This is a genomic window from Enterobacter cloacae complex sp. XAL002 (genome assembly GCF_049236805.1).
Lineage (GTDB): Bacteria > Pseudomonadota > Gammaproteobacteria > Enterobacterales > Enterobacteriaceae > Enterobacter > Enterobacter intestinihominis.
Window position 1 is genome coordinate 20,718 of the sequence record NZ_JBMKJN010000016.1, and the last position, 22,279, is coordinate 42,996.

Below are 22,279 nucleotides of genomic sequence, written 5' to 3' on the forward strand. Positions count from 1 at the left end.
GGGTATACTCAGGAAAAGAAAGTGAGTCAGGCTACGCGTATGCGAAAACGACATCGATTTAACACCCGGATGACCCGCATCATACTGCTCATCAGTTTCCTGTTTTTCTTTGGCCGCTTTGTTTATTCCTCCATTGGCGCCTGGTATCACCATCAGGACAAAATTCAGTCGCAGCAATCAGGCCTCGTAGTGGATTCGCCCGAGCGCTAAAGCGTGTTCGCTCCAGGCAGACAAACTGTATCGCACTGTATCCCGAGCGCTACGCTGACAAACCGGTACAAAACGCCCGCAAAAGCAAACATCCCCGATACATAAAAATGGTCTTCTGTGTCCCTCGCCATAATAAACTGATGAGGAGAGCCACAGATGATTCGTCGATATTTCCTGCTTCCTGTATTTGCGCTGACGTCCTTTGCTGGCGCACTGGCCGCACCGTTGGATGGCCTGAGCGCCGCTGATGTTAATGGCCCGGCCGCCGTAGCGCCGCAGGAAAAACCCCAGCCGCCAGCAAAACTGATCGTCGACCCACCGCTGGCGGGACCGCTGAGTAAAAGTGCGGTCTTTATTCAGTACCGCGTCGAAAACCTGCGCATTGAACCTGTATTTGGACCCGACGCGCTGAAAGTCATTCCGCGTATCGGCCATATTCACGTAGTGGTGGATGACGCGCCCTGGCACTGGGCTGATACCAGCGGCGAGCCGGTGATCCTGGTCGGGCTGCCCGCCGGGAAACACAAGGTAACCATCATCGTTGCCGACCCGACGCATAAGCCCATCGACCATAAAACCGTTGAATTCACCGTACCGCCCCACGCGGCGGTTCATCACTTTTAAGGAGCCTGTTATGAAAGCATTGTCTGTATTAACAGCGGCGCTGCTGGCGGTTTCCACCAGCGCGCTGGCAGAGACGAAAGCCAGCGTGGTGCTGGTGCACGGGGCGTTTGCCGACGGCAGCAGTTGGAATAAGGTGATTACCCGGCTGCAAAAACACCATACCGAGGTCATTGCGGTACAACTTCCGCTCACGTCTCTGAAAGATGATGTCGCCGCCACGCAGCGTGCTATCGCCCGGGCTCATGGCGACGTTGTGCTGGTTGGGCACTCCTGGGGCGGGTCGGTAATCAGCGAAGCGGGCAATAATGCGCGGGTGAAGTCTCTGGTTTACGTTGCCGCTTTTGCGCCGGATTCCGGCCAGTCGACGGCAGAACTGGCAAATAGCTTCCCTGCTCCGCCAGGGAGCGCCAGCCTCGCTAAAACGGCAGAGGGGTATTTATATCTGCCGACAAAAGCGGTCAGCGAGAATTTTGCCCCTGACGTGAAGGACGTTGAGCGCAGCGTGATTGCCGCGACGCAGAGCCCCATTAAGGCCAATGCGTTTGGGGAGAAAGTCGCGCATGCCGCCTGGCATGACAAACCGAGCTGGTATGTGGTCAGCAAAAATGACCGGATGATCAATCCTGAGCTTGAGCGCGCAATGGCGAAGAAAATCAACGCCAACACCACGGAGGTTGCGGCAAGCCATGTATCGATGGTCAGCCAGCCGGACGTTGTTACCCGTACGATTGAACAGGCGTTATCGGGTCAACAGTGATAAAAAAAGCCCGCATGATGAACGGTCCGACTTCGGGCCACGCCATCCTACGGGCTTTATGTACTTCCGGCTCCTGTAACGGGGTTATGTGCGGTTTTGTCACAAACGCGCCTTCGCCCTCACTGAACCATCAGAAGCTATACGTCACCTTCAAACTTCCCACAGGAGACGTTTTTCGCTGAACAATGGGGCTATCGCCCGCCTCTCCCGTCAGCTGCGTAACGCCAGCTGCGGCAAGCAGGCTCCAGCGGGAGGTGAGCTTATGGGTCCAGTCCAGGTTCAGCGAATAGGCGTATATGCCCGATCCGGCATCATGTCGGGCAAAACCCGATGCGGCCGACTGGGCGGCGCTGACCCCGTAGTACGTTTGCATGTACTTGCTGGATCCCCAGCTGCCGGTCAGCGCCAGCGTCACCGAGTTTTCAGGAGAGGTGTAGAGCGGGCTGGCAATGCCAAAGTGCACAGCCTCACCGTTGTCTCTTTCCGAAACCGGGACCTCAGCCTGCAGCTGCACGTTAAGCCAGTCAGTTATCCTGTACCCCAGCCCCGGCACAACGACGGCCGAGCCTTTGATGTCACCCATCCCCCGCAGGTAGTCGCTGCCGGAGGCGATTGAATCGCTGCTTACGTCGCGATCCTTACGTCCTGCGCGATAGCTCAGCGCAGCGCTGTAATCCAGGTTGCCAACGCGGTTGCCGTAGCCGAGCCCGCGGGTGGTACTGATAAAGAACCCATTTGCCATCGCGTAATCAACCACCTGAGCCGCAGTAACGCGGCTCTTATCCGAACCGGAATAGCGTGGCGCAACATCCACGCCGCCCCCCAGGGTTAACACGTTGTCCTGGCGCTGCCCGGCCGCCAGCGCCGGGGTAGCCAGTAACGCCAGGACGGCCCCCGACAGGATGCTTTTCACGCTGCGACCGATGAGTGAACGGGGGAACCTGTGACGCAGTTTGCAGTTTCTCATTAAAGAAGCCCTTTTGGATTCAGATGGTTACGATTCAGGCGGTGTTAAACGCCAGCGCGCTCATTCTGAATACCCTCCCTAAGGTTCTTATGAGCCGAAAATGAAGAAACGCTGAAGCACGTGCTGGTTATGTAAAGCTAAATGATTTCCTGATACCGTTTTTTTCTTAAGCTGTTCTTCATCCACTGCTGATACCGTTACCTTTGTGAAAATTCTACTAATTGAAGACGACCTGGATCTCGGCAACGGCGTACGTTTCGCCCTTGCAGATCAAGGATTTGATGTCATATGGGTACGCCGGAAAGAGGATGCGCTGCATCAGCTTGAGCTCTGCGTGCCGGAGCTTATCCTGCTCGACCTGGGGCTGCCCGATGGCGATGGCATGAGCCTGATGACGCGTCTGCGTCAGCAGCTCCGGGGGATCCCCGTCATTATCCTGACGGCGCGAGGCACGCTGCAGGACCGCCTGTGCGGGCTGGACGCGGGCGCGGACGACTATCTGGTCAAACCTTTTGTTCTCGCCGAGCTGCTGGCACGCGTGAGAGCCCTTGCGCGACGCAGTTACGGTTTTGAAAATGAGGCAATAGAAATTCGCGGTTTGTCGCTTCATATTCCGACGCGTCGCGTAACGGTGAGCGCACGCCACGTTGAGCTGACGGCAAGCGAATATGCGCTGCTTGAAACGTTAATGCTGCGCGCCGATCGCGTGCTTACGCGGCGGTATCTGGAAGAGAGGATATTCGGCACGAAAGAAAATCTCAGCAACGCGCTCGACGTGCATATGGGTAACCTGCGGCGAAAAATTGGCGATGGCTTTGTGCGAACGGTGCGGGGCGTAGGGTACGTCATTGATACCGTACCGGTTCAGAAGGCGGCAGGTTGATGCGTAATTTTTGGTACCGCCTCAGGCTCCCTACGCTGGTCAGGCGAATGCTGGTCGCCCAGATGCTGCTGCTTACGTTGCTCTGGTTTTTCTTTTTTACCTTCATTTTGCTGGAGGACCTGCGCAGCCCTCCAATACTCACGGGCAGTGAGACTTACGCAACCCTCTTTTCCCTTGTAGAGAGCATGGAGGATAGGCCGCAGGCGCGTAATGAGGTGCTGGCCGCATTCAGCAAGGCGCTGCGGGAGGGGTATGGCGGCGGTGAAGATCCGGAACTCGCTATCAACCTGATCGTTCGCAAGCATAATGAGATTATTTTTTCTTCGCGTGGCGCGCCAACGGAGGTGAAAAATAGCCGCCTGGGGGAAATGCAGCGCGTCCGGACCGGAGACCACACCTGGACGAGCCGCACACTCAAATCCGCGCGCTCCGACGTTGAAGTCACCCTTTTTACCCCGGCTGGCAGCTGGAATTTCTTTATCTACCTGAACTCGCGCGGCTATTACGTCATGCCGCTGCTGGTATGCATTCCTTTTCTTCTTTTTCCCGCGTGGCTGTCAATCCGCATCGCGATGCGCCCCTGGAACAGGGTAGTGAATGAAATTTCATTGCGCACGCCAGACGATCTCTCTCCCTTAAAAGCCGTTCCCAGGCACAGGGAGCTGCGCCAGACGGTGGACGCGATTAATGACTTTCTCGCCAGGGTGCGGGAAAGCGCCGAAAGGGAAAGGGTGTTTATTGCCGATGCCGCGCACGAGCTGCGTACGCCGCTGGCCGCGATGCGAATCAACGTCGAGGCGCTGCAGTCCTCGGTCATCAGCGAAAGCCAGCAGGAGCTGCTTGCAGGCATTGTTCGCAGCAATAGCCGTGCTGCTCGTCTCGTCAATCAGCTTCTGCTGATGAAGCACAGCGAAGCGCACATCGACACGGTAATGGAGCCTGTGCCGCTGACAACGCTTATTCAGGAGCGAATGGCCGCACTGGAGCCGCTGGCATCGGCACGCGGGATTGAGTTTGAATTCTTCGGTGACGATGAAATCCATGTCGCAGGCATTCGGGAACGTCTGGTGTCGCTGATCGACAATTTAATTGAGAATGCCGTGAAGTACAGCCCTGAGGGTGGACGCATTGAGGTACAACTGCAATCGCGTGATACGTCCGCTCAGCTGCGCGTCTCAGACGCGGGCCCCGGTATCCCGGTTGAACTGCGGGAGCGCGTGTTCGACAGATTTTTCCGCGATCCTAATCAGACCCAAAGCGGGAGTGGACTGGGGCTTGCCATCGTCAAAGCCGTTACGCAGCAACACAACGGCAGGGTCAATCTGAGTACGTCAGCCGAAGGTGGTCTTATGGTGACCGTTGATTTCCCGAATCCGGCGTTCGCATGAACGTAAACCCGGCGCTACACGTCCTGACATGTGTCAGCGCAGCGTTACTTCACGTATGCCGCAGATTGCTTCAATAAAATTACCGTATTTGTTATATTGTTACTTACTGATTATTCACCTCTGCGGTGCCAAAAAGAACAAGATTCACCGCAACCCAGGACAGAAAAATGTTAGATTACCGCTTCCCGACAGCTTTGCAGATGGTTCTCAGCGTAGCGATGGCGGAGCAATCGGGTGAACGTTCGACGAGTGCAATCCTGGCTTACGGCCTGGAAGCGAATCCGAGCTTTATCCGCAAATTAATGGTTCCTCTCGCCCGGGACGGCATTATCGTCTCCACGCTTGGCCGCAACGGCTCTATTCACCTTGGCCGCCCGGCTGAAGAGATCACCCTGCGTGATATCTACCTTTCCGTCACTGAAGATAAAAAGCTGTGGGCGTCCCGTCCTGACGTCCCGGCCCGCTGTGTGGTCAGCGCCAACGCCTGCTGGTACTTCAAATCAATCGCTGATGAAGCGGAGCAGGCTTCGTTAGCGGTTTTAGCGCGCCATACCGTCGCCAGCGCGCTGGAAGAGGTGAAAAAAGCCGATACCAGCGGGTGCGATCCGGTGCCGGAACTCTGTACGCAGCATAAAAAAGCGCCTTAATCCTGACGGATTGCGAAAAAAAAGCCGCCTTCACAATGAAGGCGGCTTTTTGTTATCTGCTACGTCCTACGCAGGCAACACCTCTCTTTCCGCTTTGCCGCGCGTCACTAACTTACGCAGCGTCACGTAAAAGACCGGCGTCAGGAACAGACCAAACAGCGTCACGCCCAGCATCCCGGAGAAGACGGTGATCCCGGTGACGCCGCGGACCTCTGCCCCTGCCCCGTGACCTAGGATCAGTGGAATGGTCCCGGCAATAAAGGCGATAGAGGTCATTACAATCGGGCGTAAACGCAGGCGGCACGCCTCCAGCGCAGCCTCCATGATGCCTTTGCCCTGAATTTCCAGCTCGCGGGCAAACTCCACGATAAGTATCGCGTTTTTACAGGCCAGCCCCATCAGCACGACCAGCCCCACCTGCACGAAGACGTTGTTATCGCCCCCGGTCAGCCAGACGCCGAACAGCGCGGAGAGCATCGTCATCGGCACGATAAGGATCACCGCCAGCGGCAGCGTCCAGCTTTCATACAGCGCCGCCAGCACCAGGAACGCCAGCAGCACCGCGACCGGGAAGACGATCAGCGCCGTATTGCCCTGGGTGGCCTGCTGGAAACTCAGGTCCGTCCATTCAATATTCATCCCGTTCGGCAGGATCTGCTTAGACATGGCGTCCAACTGCGTCATCGCCTGCGCGGAAGAGAGCACCCGCGGGTCAGCATCACCAATAAGATCCGCCGCCGGGTAACCATTGTAGCGGATCACCGGGTCCGGCCCGTAGGTGGTCGTGATTTTCACCATACTGCCAATCGGCACCATTTCGCCCTGGTCATTGCGTGTGCGTAAATTCGCGATATCTTCCACGCTGTCGCGGAACTGCCCGTCGGCCTGTGCCATTACGCGCCAGGTCCGTCCAAACTGGTTAAAGTCGTTTACATATGACGAGCCCAGATAGGTTTGCAGCGTGCCGAAAAGATCGGTAAGCGATACGCCCTGCGCTTTCGCTTTATCACGGTCAACCTGCACATCCAGCTGCGGAACGTTAGCCTGGTAGGTTGAGATGGGGAAATGCATACCCGGCGTCTGCATAATCGCCCCGGACATGGTGTTCACCGCGTTTTGCAGCGCGCCATAGCCCAGACCAGCACGATCCTGAATATACAGGGAATAACCGGACCCTTGACCCAGCCCTAAAATCGGCGGCGGCAGAATCGAGAAGCCAAAGCCCTGCTGGATTTGCGCGATTTTCGCATTGATCTCCGCGTTAATTTCCGCCGCAGTATGTTTACGCTGGTCGAACGGCTTCAGGCCAAAGAAGACCGTTCCGGTGTTCGGCGTATTGGTGAACTGGAGCGCGTTCAGGCCAGGAAACGCGACCGCATAATCCACGCCTTCGGTATTCATCCCGATTTCGCTCATTTTGCGGATCACCGCATCGGTACGCGCCAGCGACGAGCCTTCCGGCATTTTCACGCCGCCGATCAGGTACAGCTTATCCTGCGTCGGAATAAACCCGCCGGGTACGACTTTAAACATCACACCCGCGGCACAAAGCAGCAGCAAATAAACCGCAAACACTGCACCGCGTCGGCCAAGCGTTTTCCCTACCAGTCCCTGATAGCCGGTCGAGCTGCGATGGAAAAAGCGGTTAAACGGACGGAAAATCCAGCCGAACAGACGATCGATAAGCCGGGTCGGGAAATCTTTCGGGGCACCATGCGGCTTCAACAGCAGCGCGGCCAGCGCCGGAGAAAGCGTCAGCGAGTTGATCGCGGAGATCACCGTGGAAATGGCTATCGTTACCGCAAACTGTTTGTAGAACTGGCCGGTCACGCCAGAGAGGAACGCCATCGGCACAAACACTGCACACAGCACCAGCGCAATGGCGATAATCGGCCCGGACACTTCACGCATCGCCTGATGCGCCGCCGCAAGCGGGGCGAGCCCCTCTTCGATATTTCGCTCGACGTTCTCCACCACCACGATGGCATCATCCACCACGATACCGATGGCCAGCACCAGCCCGAACAGGCTCAGGGTATTCAGCGAGAAGCCCAGCAGGTAAAGAATGCTGAAGGTACCCACGACCGATACCGGCACCGCGATCAGCGGGATGATCGACGCGCGCCAGGTTTGCAGGAACAGGATCACCACCAGCACGACCAGCACCACCGCTTCCAGCAGCGTTTGTACAACCGCACGGATCGAGTCGCGCACAAATACCGTTGGGTCGTAAGGTGCCGCCCACTTCATATCGTCCGGGAATCGCGTGGACAGTTCGTCCATTTTGGCGCGCACCGCGTTAGACAGATCGATGGCGTTTGCCCCCGGCGACTGGAAGATACCAATCCCGACCGCGTCTTTATTGTTCAGCTGGGAGCGCAGCGCATAGCTGCCGGAACCCATCTCGATACGCGCCACGTCGCGCAGGCGGACGACCGTACCGTCCTGCGTTGTTTTCAGGACAATATTGCCAAACTCTTCTTCGGTATGCAGACGGCCCTGGGCGTTAATGGAGATCAGGAAATCGCTCTCTTTCGGCAGCGGCTCGGCGCCAAGCTGCCCGGCGGAGACCTGTACGTTTTGCTCCTGCATCGCCGTCACCACGTCCGAGGCCGTCAGTCCGCGCGCCGCCACCTTGTTTGGATCCAGCCAGACGCGCATCGCGTATTCACCCGAGCCGAAAATCTGGATCTGACCCACGCCGGGCAGACGCGCCAGCTCGTCCTTCACCTTCAGCGTGGCGTAGTTACGCATATACAGTGAATCGTACTTACCGCCAGGCGAAAAGAGATGCACCACCAGCGTCAGCGTTGGCGACTGTTTCTGAGTCGTAATGCCCAGACGCCGAACGTCTTCCGGCAGACGCGCCTCGGCCTGTGCGACGCGGTTTTGCACCTGTACCTGCGCCTGATCCGGGTCGGTACCCGGACGGAAGGTGACGGTAGTCACCAGCACGCCGTCGGAGCCCGCGACGGATTTCATGTACATCATGTTTTCAACGCCGTTGATCGCCTCTTCCAGCGGCGTCGCCACGGTTTCGGCAATCACTTTCGGGTTGGCGCCCGGGTACTCGGCGCGCACCTGCACGCTTGGCGGCACGACATCAGGATATTCGCTCACCGGCAGCAGCGGGATGGCGATTAATCCTGTGATAAAAATCAGAATCGACAGTACGGCGGCAAAAATCGGCCTGTCGATGAAAAAACGGGAAAAGTCCATGGATTGGATTCTCAGGTAAGGGATCAGTTGAGGGCGGAGCTGGCGGTCATGGCAACGGTTTTCGCGTTAACCGGCATACCCGGCATAAACACTTTTTGTAAACCATCGACGATGACTTTATCCCCGGGTTTCAGCCCCTGCTGTACGATACGTAAACCGTCGGCCAGACGCCCCGGCGTAATATCGCGGCGCTGCGCTTTCCCGTCTTTATCTACGACATAAACATACTTACGATCCTGATCGGTCAGCACCGCCTTATCGTCAACAAGCGTGGCTTTAAATTCCGCACTGCCCGGCAGGCGCACGCGTGCGAAGAGTCCCGGCGTGAACTGACGCTGTGAGTTGTCCAGCAGCGCACGCATGCGGATTGTACCGGTACTCGGCGTGAGCTGGTTATCCAGGAAATCCACTTTGCCCTGATGGGGATAGCCCTCCTCACCCGTCAGACCAATCTCCACCGGCAGCGCCGTGTGGTGACTGGACGCCCCCTGCCCGCTGCGGGCCAGGTTCTGATAGTGAAGATAGGTGGACTCGTCCACGTCGAAGTAGACGTAAACCGTCTTCTGTGAGACCAGGGTGGTGAGCACGCTGGCGCTGTCACCCGCAGTCACCAGGTTACCGCTGGTGATCAGCGCCCGGCTGGCGCGACCGTCGATAGGCGCGGTCACTTTGGTGAAGTCGAGGTTGAGCTGCGCGGCATCAACCGCCGCCTGCGCCGCGCGAATATCGGCCTGTGCCTGGGTAGCAGCGGAACGGCGCTGCTCCCACTCTTCACGGGATACCACGTTGGTATTGACTAATTTATCGGTACGGTTAGCCTCGCTTCGCGCCAGGCTGGCCTGCGTTTTGGCTCTCGCCAGGTTCGCCTGCGCCTGTTCCAGCGCCGCGCGATAGGTTCGGTCATCAATCGTGAACAGCACCTCGCCCTTTTTCACCTCCTGGCCGTCGGTGTAATTCACTTTATCAATGTAGCCGGAGACGCGTGGGCGCAGCTGAACGCTTTCCACCGCTTCAATGCGACCGTTAAAGCTGTCCCACTGGCTAATGGATTTCACCACCACGTCAGCTGCGCTGACGACGGGCGCTTGCGGTGCGGCATTTTGCGCGACGCTGTCATCGCACCCGACGAGAAGCGCGGAGAGTAAAACCACCCCCGTCGCGCTCAGATGAAAGTAACCCCAGGTTTTTTGCAGGCTCATTATTTTTATTCCGGTTATTGTAGCCGCCGGGCAAGACGCAGCGGGAGGCGCCGCGCCACTTCCTTTGTCCGGTCTGGCTTAAGGCCATTTGTGTCGTTCATCGCCACAAAACTGTAACAGTTGCGAATACACTATCGCGGCGATTGTAGGAAGGCGCTTAATTAAGTGCAAGAATAATTGTTGCACTTTATGTGCTATTTGCGACGAAGGTAAATCACGGGTTATTAGAAGGGGTTTAAATGTAACAATAAAACTTGCAATTAATTTCAAAACGGGCCACCTTTAAGTGCAACAAACAAAGATGCTTTTAATGCGTGGCGTAGGGGGAAGCAAGATGAACACGAGTGCATTCATTCACGATTTGCTCGACTGGATCGACAACAACCTTGATAGCCGCCTGGACATTGAAACCGTCTCCAGGCGAGCCGGCTATTCGAAATGGCATCTCCAGCGGATCTTCAAAGAACATACCGGTTCCCCTCTCGCCGAATATATTCGCGCGCAAAAGCTGCAAAAATCAGTTGAGCGCTTAGCCCAAAGCGATGAACCGATTCTGAACGTGGCGATCGCGCTGGGCTTTGACTCTCAGCAGTCATTCAACCGCAGCTTTAAGCGTCAGTATGGTCAGGCGCCAGGGGCATGGCGACGCAGTATCGGCTGCCGTGGATCCCGGCAGATGAGCCAGTAATTCACGTCCCGTTCGGATATCAGTTACAAAAGAAAAACCCTCTGTAAACAGAGGGTTTTATCAGTCTTACCTGCTTATAACTTCGCAGGAAAGGTTATGGGCTTACTCCCACTCGATCGTCGCCGGTGGCTTGCCGCTGATGTCATACACCACGCGGGAAATGCCGTTCACTTCGTTGATGATGCGGTTAGACACGCGGCCTAAGAAGTCATACGGCAGGTGCGCCCAGTGCGCGGTCATGAAGTCGATGGTTTCCACAGCACGCAGGGAGACAACCCAGTCGTACTTGCGGCCATCGCCCATCACGCCGACGGAGCGAACCGGCAGGAACACGGTGAACGCCTGGCTAACCTTGTTGTACAGGTCAGCCTTGTGCAGCTCTTCAATGAAGATCGCGTCCGCGCGACGCAGCAGGTCGCAGTACTCTTTCTTCACTTCGCCCAGCACGCGTACGCCGAGGCCCGGGCCCGGGAATGGGTGACGGTAGAGCATGTCGTACGGCAGCCCCAGCTCCAGACCGATCTTACGCACTTCGTCTTTGAATAGCTCGCGCAGTGGTTCAACCAGGCCCATCTTCATCTCTTTCGGCAGGCCGCCCACGTTGTGGTGAGATTTGATGACGTGTGCTTTACCGGTCGCGGAGGCCGCAGACTCGATCACGTCAGGGTAGATAGTGCCCTGCGCCAGCCATTTCACGTCTTCCAGCTTCAGCGCTTCTTCGTCGAACACTTCCACGAATACGCGGCCGATGATTTTACGTTTCGCTTCCGGATCGTTCTCGCCTTTCAGCGCGTCCAGGAAGCGCTGCTCGCCTTCCACGTGAACGATGTTCAGACCGAAGTGGTCGCCGAACATGTCCATGACCTGCTGGGCTTCGTTCAGACGCAGCAGGCCGTTGTCCACGAAGACGCAGGTCAGGTTTTTGCCGATGGCGCGGTGCAGCAGCATCGCGGTCACGGAGGAGTCCACGCCGCCGGAGAGGCCGAGGATCACTTTGTCATCACCAACCTGCTGGCGGATACGCTCCACGGCGTCGTCGATGATTTTTGCCGGGGTCCACAGGGCTTCACACTGGCAGATATCACGCACGAAGCGCTCCAGCATGCGCATACCCTGACGGGTGTGAGTCACTTCCGGGTGGAACTGCACGCCGTAGAAGCGTTTTTCTTCGTTCGCCATAATCGCGAACGGGCAGCTTTCGGTGCTGGCTACGGTCACGAAGTCCGACGGGATAGCGGTGACTTTGTCGCCGTGGCTCATCCACACGTCCAGCAGCGGTTTGCCGTCTGCGGTCAGGGAGTCTTCGATACCGCGCACCAGCGCGCTGTCGGTGACGACTTCAACCTGCGCGTAGCCGAACTCACGCTCGTTAGAGCCTTCTACGTGGCCGCCCAGCTGCATCGCCATAGTCTGCATGCCGTAGCACACGCCGAACACCGGTACGCCCGCTTCGAATACGTACTGCGGCGCGCGCGGGCTGTTCTCTTCGGTGGTGCTCTCCGGGCCGCCGGACAGAATGATGCCGCTTGGATTGAACTCGCGAATCTGTGCTTCCGTGACATCCCACGCCCACAGCTCACAGTAAACGCCCAGCTCACGCACGCGACGCGCCACCAGTTGAGTGTACTGAGAACCAAAATCGAGGATGAGGATGCGATGTTTATGAATGTTTTCCGTCATTGACGCTAATTCCGAGGCAAGTGAAACAGATTAAATAAATCGCCCGACACGAGGTCGGGCGAAGAAAATCATGATCCCAGACGGTAGTTCGGGGACTCTTTGGTGATCGTCACGTCGTGCACGTGGCTCTCCTGGATACCCGCACCGCTGATGCGTACGAATTCCGCTTTGGTACGCAGCAGGTCAATGGTACCACAGCCGGTCAGCCCCATACAGGAACGCAGGCCGCCCATCTGCTGGTGGATGATCTCTTTCAGACGGCCTTTATAGGCCACGCGGCCTTCGATGCCTTCCGGTACCAGTTTGTCAGCGGCGTTATCGGTCTGGAAGTAACGGTCGGAGGAACCTTTGGACATCGCGCCCAGGGAGCCCATACCGCGGTAGGATTTATAAGAACGGCCCTGGTAGAGTTCGATTTCGCCCGGGGATTCTTCGGTACCGGCCAGCATGGAGCCCACCATCACGGCTGCGGCACCTGCGGCGATCGCTTTGGCGATGTCGCCAGAGAAGCGGATACCGCCGTCCGCGATAACCGGAATACCGGTGCCTTCCAGCGCTTCAACCGCGTCAGACACCGCGGTGATCTGCGGAACGCCCACGCCGGTGACAATACGGGTAGTACAGATAGAGCCTGGACCGATACCTACTTTCACCGCGCTGCAACCGGCTTCCGCCAGCGCGCGAGCACCTGCGCCCGTAGCCACGTTACCGCCGATGATCTGGAGATCCGGGTATTTAGCACGGGTTTCACGAATACGTTGCAGAACGCCTTCGGAGTGGCCGTGTGAGGAGTCAATCAGCAGCACGTCAACGCCCGCGGCAACCAGCGCGTCAACGCGCTCTTCGTTACCTGCGCCCGCGCCAACCGCAGCGCCGACGCGCAGACGGCCATGCTCGTCTTTACAGGCGTTCGGTTTACGTTCTGCTTTCTGGAAATCTTTAACGGTGATCATGCCACGCAGGTGGAAGTTCGCATCCACAACCAGCGCTTTCTCAACGCGTTTTTCGTGCATTTTCGCCAGCACCACGTCGCGGGTTTCGCCTTCGCGAACGGTCACCAGGCGCTCTTTTGGCGTCATATAGACGCTGACAGGCTGGTTCAGGTCAGTCACGAAACGCACATCACGACCGGTGATGATGCCCACCAGCTCGTTGTCTTCGGTCACAACCGGGTAACCTGCAAAGCCGTTACGCTCGGTTAGCGCTTTCACTTCGTGCAGGGTGGTGGTTGGCAGAACGGTCTGAGGATCGGACACGATACCGGATTCATGTTTCTTCACGCGGCGAACTTCTTCCGCCTGACGCTCGATAGACATGTTTTTGTGGATAAAGCCAATGCCGCCTTCCTGTGCCAAAGCGATAGCCAGACGCGCTTCAGTCACGGTGTCCATTGCTGCGGAGAGCATAGGAATGTTCAGACGAATGGTTTTCGTCAACTGCGTGCTGAGGTCGGCAGTATTCGGCAGAACGGTGGAATGAGCGGGAACGAGGAGGACGTCGTCAAACGTCAGTGCTTCTTTAGCGATACGTAGCATGGGCAATATCTCTGACCTGGGTGGTTAAATATTGCCGTGGCATTATACAGAGCGTAACCGATTGCATCTACACTTTTTTGAAAAAATGCTTGCGATCGCCTCTCAGCAGGTTACTATCGACTGAATAACTTGCTGATTTAGAATTTGATCCCGCTCACATGTTATCCTCTCAATCCCCCTCAATTTATACTGTCAGCCGCCTTAATCAGACGGTGCGTTTGCTGCTTGAGCAGGAAATGGGACAGGTCTGGATCAGCGGTGAAATCTCTAACTTCACGCAGCCTGCTTCCGGTCACTGGTACTTTACGCTAAAAGACGACACCGCTCAGGTGCGCTGCGCGATGTTCCGCAACAGCAATCGTCGCGTGACGTTCCGCCCTCAGCATGGCCAGCAGGTTCTGGTTCGCGCCAACATTACCCTGTATGAGCCGCGCGGCGATTATCAGATTATCGTCGAGAGCATGCAGCCCGCTGGTGAAGGCTTGTTGCAGCAGAAGTACGAGCAGTTAAAAGCCATGCTTTCGGCTGAGGGATTGTTTGACCAGCAGTTTAAAAAGCCCCTGCCCTCACCTGCCCACTGTATTGGAGTTATCACCTCGAAAACCGGCGCGGCGCTGCACGATATTTTGCACGTCCTGAAGCGCCGTGACCCTTCCCTGCCCGTCATTATCTACCCAACTGCCGTTCAGGGTGACGATGCGCCGGGGCAGATCGTGCGCGCGATTGAGCTGGCGAATGCGCGTCAGGAGTGCGATGTCCTGATCGTCGGGCGCGGCGGCGGCTCGCTGGAAGACCTGTGGAGCTTTAACGACGAGCGCGTGGCGCGGGCAATCTTTGCCAGCCTTATCCCTGTGGTGAGCGCCGTCGGCCATGAAACGGATGTGACGATAGCCGATTTTGTCGCGGATTTACGCACGCCCACGCCGTCCGCGGCGGCAGAGGTGGTCAGCCGTAATCAGCAGGAGCTGCTGCGCCAGATCCAGAACGGGCAGCAGCGCCTGGAGATGGCGATGGACTACTTCCTCGCCAACCGTACCCGCCGCTTTACCCAGCTTCATCATCGTCTGCAACAGCAGCATCCGCAATTGCGTCTGGCGCGTCAGCAAACCGTACTGGAGCGTCTGCGTCAGCGGATGAACTTCGCGCTGGATAACCAGCTTAAGAAAGCGATATCGCGCCAGCAGCGCACGACTCAGCGTCTGAACCAGCAGAATCCGCAGCCAAAGATTTATCGCGCACAAACGCGGATCCAGCAGCTTGAGTTCCGCCTCGCGGAAAATATCCGCTCACGCCTGAGCGCCACCCGCGAGCGTTTTGGCAATGCGGTCACCCATCTGGAAGCCGTCAGCCCACTCTCCACGCTGGCCCGCGGCTATAGCGTGACCACCGCGACGGACGGCAAAGTGCTGAAGCAGACGAAGCAGGTTAAAGCAGGGGATGTGCTCACCACCCGGCTTTCTGACGGCTGGGTCGAGAGTGAAGTGAAAGAGATCAAACCGGTGAAAAAAACGCGTCAGCGTAAAAGCGGATAAATCTTCGCCGGTTACAAACTATACTGCTGCTATTGCCTTTTTTAATAAGGAGAGCAGCATGCCCCATCTACATAGCGTCATCCCTCCGTATATTCTTCGCCGTATTATCGAAAGCGGTTCTGAGCCGCAGCAGCGCTGCGCCCGTCAGACCTTAACCCACGTCCAGACGCTGATGGCCCATATGCCGGGCAAACCCGCCGCGCCGCATGTGAATAAAGCCGGTCAGCTTGAGCGTGACATCTACGATGCGAAACAGACCCAGGAGCTGCCGGGTACCCAGGTACGCTATGAAGGCCAGCCCTCCAACGGAGATGTGGCGGTGGATGAAGCGTACGATTATCTGGGTATTACCCATGATTTCTTCTGGAAGGAATATCAGCGCGATTCGCTCGATAACAAAGGGCTGATCCTCACCGGCACCGTGCACTATGGCCGTGAGTATCAAAACGCCTTCTGGAACGGCCAGCAGATGGTCTTTGGCGATGGCGACGGGGAAATCTTCAACCGCTTTACCATTGCCATCGACGTGGTAGCGCATGAGCTTAGCCACGGCGTGACGGAGACCGAAGCCGGACTCATCTACTTTGAACAATCGGGCGCGCTGAACGAGTCGTTATCCGACGTGTTCGGTTCGCTGGTGAAGCAATACCATCTTAAGCAAACCGCCGATAAAGCAGACTGGCTGATTGGTGAAGGGCTGCTGGCGGAGGGCATCAACGGGAAAGGGCTTCGCTCCATGTCTGAACCCGGCACGGCCTATAACGATCCGCTGCTCGGTAAAGATCCGCAGCCCGGGCATATGAAAGATTTCATCAAAACGCGCGAGGATAACGGCGGCGTACACCTTAACTCCGGTATCCCCAACCGCGCGTTTTACCTGGCCGCAACGGCGATCGGTGGCTACGCCTGGGAAAAAGCGGGTTATGCCTGGTACGACACGGTTTGCGATCGCAACCTGGCACAGGATGCGGATTTTGATGCCTTTGCAAAACTGACGATAGCGCACGGCGAGAAACGCTCCGGTAGCGACGTTGGGGCGGCTATAAAACAAGCCTGGGAACAGGTAGGAGTGCTTTAAATGCAGGTTCCGGAACTGACGGATGACGCCGTGGTTGAGCTGGCCCGGGAAGGCGGCGTCGCTTTTATCCCTAAGCTGAGCGGCCAGCGCACCATTGCGCTCTCCTCGCTTAATGAGGCCCAGCGCCAGCGCCTGGTGAGCATTCTGGAGCAGGCTTTCCCGCGCGGCCAGCCGCCCGGGCAAGCCTCTTCCCCCGGCAGCGGTGACCAGCGCTATTTCCGCATCCAGATTATCTGGACCGGCCAAAATCAGGCGCACTACGCCGATATCATCGTGCTGGTACCCGAGCAGGAAGCACCCGAGTCGCTGGTGGAACTGTGGCAGAAAGGTGAAGGCTGCGTGTGCGATTAAGCCTCAGCTCTGACGAACTCAACGCGTTTTTTTGAGATAAGCCCGTGGCCGTTCTGGCAAAAGTAATCCACCGCACCGCAGGCCTTGAGTACCTGAAGCGGTTGATGGCAGTCAGGGCAGCGCGCTTCGAGGGGAATATCGTTATTGCAGCTGTCGCAGTGCGCGATACCGTTTTGCGGCTCGAGCGCTGCGTGGCAATCCGGACAGATTATCGACATGCTCTCTCCTGTTGAGGTGGGCCGGGGCTGGATAACTGCCCCGGCAGGCTGAATAGTATCAGGCTTCGGTAGCCGGTTTTGTCTGCACATTTTCCAGCATGCGACGCACCGGAACAATGAGGACGATCAGCACCGCAGCACAAATCAACAGCGCGATGGAGCAACGGGCAAAGAGGTCCGGCAGCATATCCAGCTGGTCGGCCTTCACGTGACCACCAATCAGGCCCGCAGCCAGGTTACCCAGCGCACTGGCGCAGAACCACAGGCCCATCATCTGACCGCGCATTCTTTCCGGCGCCAGCAGGGTCATGGTTGCCAGACCAATAGGACTCAGGCACAGTTCCCCGAGCGTCAGCATCAGGATACTGCCCACCAGCCAGAACGGAGAAACCCCTGCTCCACCGTTGCTCAGCACGTTCTGTGCCGCCAGCATCATCAGGCCGAAGCCCGCCGCCGCGCACAAAATACCGATCACGAACTTGGTGATACTGCTCGGGCGAATATTATTGCTCGCCAGCTTCGGCCATGCCCAGCTAAATACCGGTGCCAGCAGAATGATGAACAGGGCATTAATCGACTGGAACCACACCGCCGGGATCTCAAAATCACCGATCATGCGGTTAGTGTAGTCGTTGGCGAACAGGTTGAAAGAGGTTGGCTTCTGCTCGAACGCGGACCAGAAGAACGCGGCGGAGACCAGCAGAATAAAGCATACCAGCAGCCTTGCGCGCTCTTTGCGATTCAGCCCGGCGAAGATGAACAGGTAGATGAAGTAGAGCGCGACGGAGGCGGCAATCACATATACCAGCACGCTGGCCACCGCGACCGGATTAATCACAATCACGCCCTGGGCAATCAACGTGACGATGATTGCAACACCCACAGCCAGCGCCAGCAGCCAGGCACCCACGCCGTTACGTTTCACTACTGGACTGTTCCAGGTGGAGTCCAGACCGACTTCGCTGTCGTAGCGCTTCATGGCCGGAACGGCAAACACGCGGAAGATAATCAGGGCGACCAGCATCCCGATACCGCCGATACCAAAGCCCCAGTGCCAGCCGTGGGTTTTAATCAGCCAGCCGGAAATCAGAGGAGCAATGAACGAGCCCATGTTGATGCCCATATAGAACAGCGAGAAACCGCCGTCACGACGCGCATCGCCCTTTTTGTAGAGGGTACCGACCATGACCGAGATACAGGTCTTGAACAGGCCGGAGCCGAGCACGATGAACATCAGGCCGATGAAGAACAGGTTGTCGCCCATAATGGCCGACAGGGCAATCGACAGGTGCCCAAGCGCAATCAAAATCGAACCGTACCAGACGGCCCGCTGCTGGCCGAGCCAGTTATCCGCCAGCCAGCCGCCCGGCAGTGCGGCGAGGTACATGGTGCCCGCGAAGATGCCGACAATCGCCGAGGCGTTTTCACGCGCCAGGCCCATCCCCCCGTCGTACACGGTGGCGGCCATAAACAGGATCAATAGCGGGCGAATACCGTAAAACGAGAAACGCTCCCACATCTCGGTGAAGAACAGCGAACCGAGCGGATAAGGATGGCCGAAGAAGGTTCGGCTCTCTTTTTGATTAACAGAGGATTGCATAATTCTCCCGAAAAGGTATGTGTCGTGCTTGTAAACACCAGCATGTACGCCGAACGGTTACGTATCCGATCGATTTTTTACATGCGGCGAAATGTTGGTTAACCATTTGATAACCAGGCGCTAGTTTTGTCTAGTACCGAACCCTGGACTTTAAGATGAAAATTCGACGATTGTCTACTTTCTTAGATATAAACATGGTTAAAAGCGAATAGTGATTGACATCACAAAGGGAAGGCAGACCTTTTGAATGAGCGAAAAAAACCCGCGACAGGCGCGGGTTTTAGTGAGTTCGGTAAGAATTATTTGCTTTTCTTAATGTGCTTAATCAAACGCTTACGCTTACGCATCTGGTTCGGCGTCAGGGTATTACGTTTATTCGCAAACGGGTTTTCCCCTTCCTTGAACTGAATACGGATAGGCGTACCCATCACGTCCAGCGACTTGCGGAAGTAGTTCATCAGGTAGCGTTTGTAGGAGTCCGGCAGGTCTTTCACCTGGTTACCGTGGATCACCACGATAGGCGGGTTATACCCCCCGGCGTGGGCATATTTCAGCTTCACGCGACGGCCACGCACCAGCGGCGGCTGGTGATCTTCTGCTGCCATGTTCATGATACGGGTCAGCATCGCCGTGCTCTGGCGGCGGGTAGAGCTGTCATAGGCTTCACGAACGGATTCGAACAGGTTGCCTACGCCGCTGCCGTGCAGGGCAGAGATGAAGTGAACGCGGGCAAAGTCGATAAAGCCCAGACGGAAGTCCAGCGTCTCTTTCACCTGTTCGCGTACTTCATTGCTCAGGCCATCCCACTTGTTGACGACGATAACCAGTGAGCGCCCGCTATTAAGAATAAAGCCGAGCAGAGAGAGATCCTGATCGGAGATACCTTCACGTGCGTCAATAACCAGCAGCACCACGTTGGCGTCTTCAATCGCCTGAAGTGTTTTGATCACCGAGAATTTTTCCACTACATCGGTGATTTTCCCGCGCTTACGCACCCCTGCAGTGTCGATAAGTACGTACTCACGTTCATCGCGCTGCATTGGAATGTAAATGCTGTCACGCGTTGTGCCTGGCATGTCGTAAACCACCACGCGCTCTTCGCCCAGAATACGGTTAGTAAGCGTAGACTTACCTACGTTTGGGCGACCAACGATAGCCAGCTTAATCGGCAGATCCTGCGGGTTGAAGTCATCTTCCGGCTCTTCCTCGCCTTCCTCTCCGGCTTCAAACTGTGCCCAGTATTCGGCGTCTTCGTCCACCTCTTCCGGCGGGTTTACTTCATCAACCCACGGCAGCAGAACGGTTTCCAGCAGGCTGGTGACGCCACGGCCATGCGAGGCCGCAATTGGATAAATATCGCCAAGGCCTAAAGACCAGAAATCCGCAACGGCCTGATCGGCATCAATGCCGTCAGTTTTGTTCGCCACCAGGAAGGTTGGCTTTTCGCGTGAACGCAGATGTTTAGCGATAGCAGAATCCGCAGGCATCAGGCCAGCGCGAGCATCCACCATAAACAGCACTACATCCGCTTCTTCGATAGCCAGCAGAGATTGCTCTGCCATGCGGGTTTCTACGCCGTCTTCCGTACCGTCAATACCCCCGGTATCGATACAGATGAACTCGCGTCCTTCCACCTCTGCACGACCGTACTTACGGTCACGCGTCAGCCCCGGGAAATCCGCAACCAGCGCATCACGGGTGCGTGTTAAACGGTTAAAAAGAGTGGATTTTCCAACGTTAGGGCGCCCGACAAGCGCGACCACAGGTACCATGTTTGAAGCCTCATAAAATTCAAAATAACGTCGCTTTCGCAGCGTTCTTAAAAATGTCAAAACGGCTCCTGAGTGAACAGGAGCCGTTTAGTATACTACAACCGCCGTGTAATTAACGCGTGATCGCGTACAGCGTGCCGTCTTTTGCCTGAATCAGCAGTTTGCCGTCAGCCACAACCGGGTCGGTCAGGAAGCCTGAGCCGTCCACTTTCTGCTGCGCCACGAAGCGGCCATTCTCTGGATCGATCCAGTGCATATAGCCTTCGCTGTCGCCCACCACCAGGCTGCCGTTATACAGTGCCGGTGCGGTCAGCAGACGGTGCAGCAGATCGCTCTGCGTCCACAGCGTCACGCCACCTTCGGTGCTCAGCGCCAGCAGACGGTCGTTCTGATCCACCATATAAATACGGTTGCCGTCGACAATGAAATCGTTCACGGAACCCAGCTCACGTTTCCACATGATCTGGCCGCTACGCAGGTCCAGCGCCGTCAGGTTGCCGTTATACGCCAGCGCGTAAACCACACCGTCAACGATGACCGGCGTGGTGTCCACGTCACTCAGACGGTCGATTTCAGTTGAACCGGTCGCCTGGGAAATACGCTGCTGCCAGATCATCTGGCCCTGCTGCATCAGTACTGCGCTGACACGACCGTTGTCACCACCCACAATGGCGGCGCCAAATGCAGTCGCCGGAGCAGATTCACCACGCAGAGACAGCGCTGGCATATCCAGGTTAACCGTCCATTTTACCAGACCATCGGCTTCGTTCAGCGCCTGCAACTGGCCGTTGCTGGTATGGATCAACACCAGGCCGTCGCTGACAACCGGACGCGACAAGGATTCACCGGCAACGCTGGTCTGCCATGCAACCGAACCGTCGCTGGCATTCAGCGCGTAAACCTGCGCTTTTTCGCTGCCCACATACACGTGACCGCCGGCAACGGTCAGGCCGCCAGAAAGCAGCGCAGGTTTACGGGAGAACCAGCCGTCTTTTTCCGCCAGGTTAATGGACCACACTTCTTTTCCGTCATCAGCGTTCAGCGCTTTAACGGTGCCTTTGCGATCGGCCGCATAGACCACGCCGTCAGCAAATGCCGGGTGCAGGTTGGAATAAAAATCGCCAATACCATCACCCACGGAGGTGTCCCAGGCGGTGGACGGAGTGAACTGGTTTTCAACCGTCGGCAGCGGGGACATTTTGACAACGTCTTCTTCGCCACTGAACAGTGAACAACCACTCAATAACGTAACAGAAAGCAGTCCTGGCAGAAGTAATTTACGCAATTGCATTGGGTCCCTCTCAGACGGACAAATTATTTATTTTCATCTGCATCATTTCGCTCAGCGCAGGTGAAGCTTTACTATCCACGCCAGCTTGCCACGCTTTACGCGCGCCCGCTTTATCACCCTTACTCAGCAGTGCTTCACCGCGAAGATCGGCGACAATAGCGGCAAAGCCATCACCTTTGATGGTATCAAGCGTTTTCAGCGCGTCGTCGGCTTTTTTCTGCTGAACCTGAATACGTGCCAGGCGCAGATTGATCACCGCTTTCAGATTTTCGTCACTGGCAGCAGCAAGCCCCTGAGACAGTTGCGCAGCGGCTTTATCCAGTTCGTTTTTATCAACATACTGCTGAGCCACTTCCAGCGCAGCCAGCGCACCGTAGGTGTTTTTGTTGTCAGCGGCAAATTTCTCCGCAGCCGTCAGCGTTTGCGGCTGATCGGCACGGATTGCGCTAACGGTGTTTTCGTAGTTCAGGGATGAACCGCGAGCAGAGTCAGCCTGATGATTGTTCCAGTAACGCCAGCCAACCAGCGCACCAACACCTAAAATAACCCCTACAACCAGCGCCTTGCCGTTTTCAGCAAAGAAGCGTTTAACCGCATCAACCTGGTCGTGTTCGTTCTCGTACATTTCCACGCAGTCCTT

Annotated in this window: 20 protein-coding genes; 10 read left to right on the forward strand and 10 right to left on the reverse strand. The window is 56.7% G+C overall.

From position 1 onward, the window contains the following. Positions 1-39 precede the first annotated feature (39 nt). The 3 genes from ACOT0L_RS15880 to ACOT0L_RS15890 all read left to right on the forward strand — a co-directional run bounded on the left by ACOT0L_RS15880 (position 40) and on the right by ACOT0L_RS15890 (position 1,591). The gene (locus ACOT0L_RS15880; RefSeq protein ID WP_017383512.1) at positions 40-210 is read left to right on the forward strand and encodes a YfgG family protein; all 171 of its coding nucleotides are present in this window, start codon (positions 40-42) and stop codon (positions 208-210) included. 156 nt (positions 211-366) lie between these two features. Continuing rightward, positions 367-834, forward strand: a complete 468-nt coding sequence (locus ACOT0L_RS15885) for a DUF6130 family protein (protein ID WP_126503559.1) — start codon at positions 367-369, stop codon at positions 832-834. A 10-nt stretch (positions 835-844) separates the two neighbouring features. Further along, entirely contained in the window at positions 845-1,591 is a 747-nt protein-coding gene (locus ACOT0L_RS15890; RefSeq protein ID WP_063148297.1) for an alpha/beta fold hydrolase, read from the forward strand. 130 nt (positions 1,592-1,721) lie between these two features. On the opposite strand, the gene ACOT0L_RS15895 is transcribed toward ACOT0L_RS15890, so the two are convergent. After that, on the reverse strand, positions 1,722-2,558 hold the full coding sequence (locus ACOT0L_RS15895) for a MipA/OmpV family protein (protein ID WP_126503557.1): 837 nt from the start codon (positions 2,556-2,558) through the stop codon (positions 1,722-1,724). A gap of 205 nt (positions 2,559-2,763) precedes the next feature. On the opposite strand from ACOT0L_RS15895, the gene ACOT0L_RS15900 reads away from it, so the two are divergent. From ACOT0L_RS15900 to ACOT0L_RS15910, 3 genes are all read left to right on the forward strand, one after another. Next, complete coding sequence (locus tag ACOT0L_RS15900; RefSeq protein WP_038416495.1) at positions 2,764-3,441, forward strand: response regulator; 678 nt, start codon at positions 2,764-2,766, stop codon at positions 3,439-3,441. Then, positions 3,441-4,829 (forward strand): sensor histidine kinase, encoded by a 1,389-nt coding sequence (locus ACOT0L_RS15905; protein WP_126503555.1) that lies wholly within the window; start codon positions 3,441-3,443, stop codon positions 4,827-4,829. Before ACOT0L_RS15900 ends, ACOT0L_RS15905 begins: the two co-directional genes overlap by 1 nt. Positions 4,830-4,996: 167 nt before the next feature. Further along, complete coding sequence (locus ACOT0L_RS15910) at positions 4,997-5,476, forward strand: RrF2 family transcriptional regulator (RefSeq protein WP_003860591.1); 480 nt, start codon at positions 4,997-4,999, stop codon at positions 5,474-5,476. 66 nt (positions 5,477-5,542) lie between these two features. Here the strand turns inward: ACOT0L_RS15910 and oqxB are convergent, their stop codons facing one another. Both oqxB and ACOT0L_RS15920 read right to left on the reverse strand, forming a co-directional pair. Next, the gene (gene oqxB, locus ACOT0L_RS15915) at positions 5,543-8,695 is read right to left on the reverse strand and encodes a multidrug efflux RND transporter permease subunit OqxB (RefSeq protein WP_063152704.1); all 3,153 of its coding nucleotides are present in this window, start codon (positions 8,693-8,695) and stop codon (positions 5,543-5,545) included. Between the two features lie 23 nt (positions 8,696-8,718). Further along, positions 8,719-9,894, reverse strand: a complete 1,176-nt coding sequence (locus ACOT0L_RS15920) for an efflux RND transporter periplasmic adaptor subunit (RefSeq protein ID WP_126503554.1) — start codon at positions 9,892-9,894, stop codon at positions 8,719-8,721. Between the two features lie 334 nt (positions 9,895-10,228). On the opposite strand from ACOT0L_RS15920, the gene ACOT0L_RS15925 reads away from it, so the two are divergent. Further along, positions 10,229-10,582, forward strand: a complete 354-nt coding sequence (locus tag ACOT0L_RS15925) for a helix-turn-helix domain-containing protein (protein ID WP_063146749.1) — start codon at positions 10,229-10,231, stop codon at positions 10,580-10,582. Between the two features lie 102 nt (positions 10,583-10,684). Here ACOT0L_RS15925 and guaA read toward each other — a convergent pair whose 3' ends face one another. Further along, positions 10,685-12,262, reverse strand: coding sequence for a glutamine-hydrolyzing GMP synthase (guaA, locus tag ACOT0L_RS15930; RefSeq protein ID WP_006811514.1), 1,578 nt, complete (start codon positions 12,260-12,262; stop codon positions 10,685-10,687). A gap of 68 nt (positions 12,263-12,330) precedes the next feature. Further along, positions 12,331-13,797, reverse strand: a complete 1,467-nt coding sequence (gene guaB, locus ACOT0L_RS15935; RefSeq protein ID WP_003860601.1) for an IMP dehydrogenase — start codon at positions 13,795-13,797, stop codon at positions 12,331-12,333. A 158-nt stretch (positions 13,798-13,955) separates the two neighbouring features. Here guaB and xseA point away from each other — a divergent pair, with 158 nt between their 5' ends. From xseA to ACOT0L_RS15950, 3 genes are read left to right on the forward strand one after another with little or no spacing between them, the layout of a single operon-like run. Beyond that, positions 13,956-15,329, forward strand: a complete 1,374-nt coding sequence (gene xseA, locus ACOT0L_RS15940; RefSeq protein ID WP_126503552.1) for an exodeoxyribonuclease VII large subunit — start codon at positions 13,956-13,958, stop codon at positions 15,327-15,329. Between the two features lie 58 nt (positions 15,330-15,387). Next, positions 15,388-16,407 carry a M4 family metallopeptidase gene (locus ACOT0L_RS15945; RefSeq protein WP_023306696.1) on the forward strand — a complete coding sequence of 340 codons (1,020 nt, stop codon included), beginning with the start codon at positions 15,388-15,390 and terminating at the stop codon, positions 16,405-16,407. Further along, positions 16,408-16,758, forward strand: coding sequence for a protealysin inhibitor emfourin (locus tag ACOT0L_RS15950; protein WP_006811517.1), 351 nt, complete (start codon positions 16,408-16,410; stop codon positions 16,756-16,758). Here ACOT0L_RS15950 and ACOT0L_RS15955 read toward each other — a convergent pair. The 5 genes from ACOT0L_RS15955 to ACOT0L_RS15975 form a co-directional block, all read right to left on the reverse strand. After that, positions 16,755-16,976 (reverse strand): zinc ribbon domain-containing protein, encoded by a 222-nt coding sequence (locus tag ACOT0L_RS15955; protein ID WP_126503550.1) that lies wholly within the window; start codon positions 16,974-16,976, stop codon positions 16,755-16,757. The two genes, ACOT0L_RS15950 and ACOT0L_RS15955, sit on opposite strands and share 4 nt — an antisense overlap. 58 nt (positions 16,977-17,034) lie before the next feature. Further along, positions 17,035-18,576, reverse strand: a complete 1,542-nt coding sequence (locus ACOT0L_RS15960; RefSeq protein ID WP_023306697.1) for a peptide MFS transporter — start codon at positions 18,574-18,576, stop codon at positions 17,035-17,037. 299 nt (positions 18,577-18,875) lie between these two features. Continuing rightward, positions 18,876-20,348 carry a ribosome biogenesis GTPase Der gene (der, locus tag ACOT0L_RS15965; protein ID WP_022648998.1) on the reverse strand — a complete coding sequence of 491 codons (1,473 nt, stop codon included), beginning with the start codon at positions 20,346-20,348 and terminating at the stop codon, positions 18,876-18,878. 112 nt (positions 20,349-20,460) lie between these two features. After that, positions 20,461-21,639, reverse strand: a complete 1,179-nt coding sequence (gene bamB, locus ACOT0L_RS15970) for an outer membrane protein assembly factor BamB (protein ID WP_022648999.1) — start codon at positions 21,637-21,639, stop codon at positions 20,461-20,463. A 10-nt stretch (positions 21,640-21,649) separates the two neighbouring features. After that, a complete protein-coding gene (locus tag ACOT0L_RS15975) occupies positions 21,650-22,270 on the reverse strand; it encodes a YfgM family protein (RefSeq protein ID WP_032622338.1) in 621 nt (206 codons plus the stop codon). Positions 22,271-22,279: the final 9 nt, after the last annotated feature.

Bases quoted from the DNA above. Each gene is read 5' to 3' on its own strand.
- ACOT0L_RS15880 (WP_017383512.1), top strand. From the start codon at position 40: ATGCGAAAACGACATCGATTTAACACCCGGATGACCCGCATCATACTG.
- ACOT0L_RS15885 (WP_126503559.1), top strand. From the start codon at position 367: ATGATTCGTCGATATTTCCTGCTTCCTGTATTTGCGCTGACGTCCTTT.
- ACOT0L_RS15890 (WP_063148297.1), top strand. From the start codon at position 845: ATGAAAGCATTGTCTGTATTAACAGCGGCGCTGCTGGCGGTTTCCACC.
- ACOT0L_RS15895 (WP_126503557.1), bottom strand. From the start codon at position 2,558: ATGAGAAACTGCAAACTGCGTCACAGGTTCCCCCGTTCACTCATCGGT.
- ACOT0L_RS15905 (WP_126503555.1), top strand. From the start codon at position 3,441: ATGCGTAATTTTTGGTACCGCCTCAGGCTCCCTACGCTGGTCAGGCGA.
- ACOT0L_RS15910 (WP_003860591.1), top strand. From the start codon at position 4,997: ATGTTAGATTACCGCTTCCCGACAGCTTTGCAGATGGTTCTCAGCGTA.
- oqxB (WP_063152704.1), bottom strand. From the start codon at position 8,695: ATGGACTTTTCCCGTTTTTTCATCGACAGGCCGATTTTTGCCGCCGTA.
- ACOT0L_RS15920 (WP_126503554.1), bottom strand. From the start codon at position 9,894: ATGAGCCTGCAAAAAACCTGGGGTTACTTTCATCTGAGCGCGACGGGG.
- ACOT0L_RS15925 (WP_063146749.1), top strand. From the start codon at position 10,229: ATGAACACGAGTGCATTCATTCACGATTTGCTCGACTGGATCGACAAC.
- guaA (WP_006811514.1), bottom strand. From the start codon at position 12,262: ATGACGGAAAACATTCATAAACATCGCATCCTCATCCTCGATTTTGGT.
- guaB (WP_003860601.1), bottom strand. From the start codon at position 13,797: ATGCTACGTATCGCTAAAGAAGCACTGACGTTTGACGACGTCCTCCTC.
- xseA (WP_126503552.1), top strand. From the start codon at position 13,956: ATGTTATCCTCTCAATCCCCCTCAATTTATACTGTCAGCCGCCTTAAT.
- ACOT0L_RS15945 (WP_023306696.1), top strand. From the start codon at position 15,388: ATGCCCCATCTACATAGCGTCATCCCTCCGTATATTCTTCGCCGTATT.
- ACOT0L_RS15950 (WP_006811517.1), top strand. From the start codon at position 16,408: ATGCAGGTTCCGGAACTGACGGATGACGCCGTGGTTGAGCTGGCCCGG.
- ACOT0L_RS15955 (WP_126503550.1), bottom strand. From the start codon at position 16,976: ATGTCGATAATCTGTCCGGATTGCCACGCAGCGCTCGAGCCGCAAAAC.
- ACOT0L_RS15960 (WP_023306697.1), bottom strand. From the start codon at position 18,576: ATGCAATCCTCTGTTAATCAAAAAGAGAGCCGAACCTTCTTCGGCCAT.
- der (WP_022648998.1), bottom strand. From the start codon at position 20,348: ATGGTACCTGTGGTCGCGCTTGTCGGGCGCCCTAACGTTGGAAAATCC.
- bamB (WP_022648999.1), bottom strand. From the start codon at position 21,639: ATGCAATTGCGTAAATTACTTCTGCCAGGACTGCTTTCTGTTACGTTA.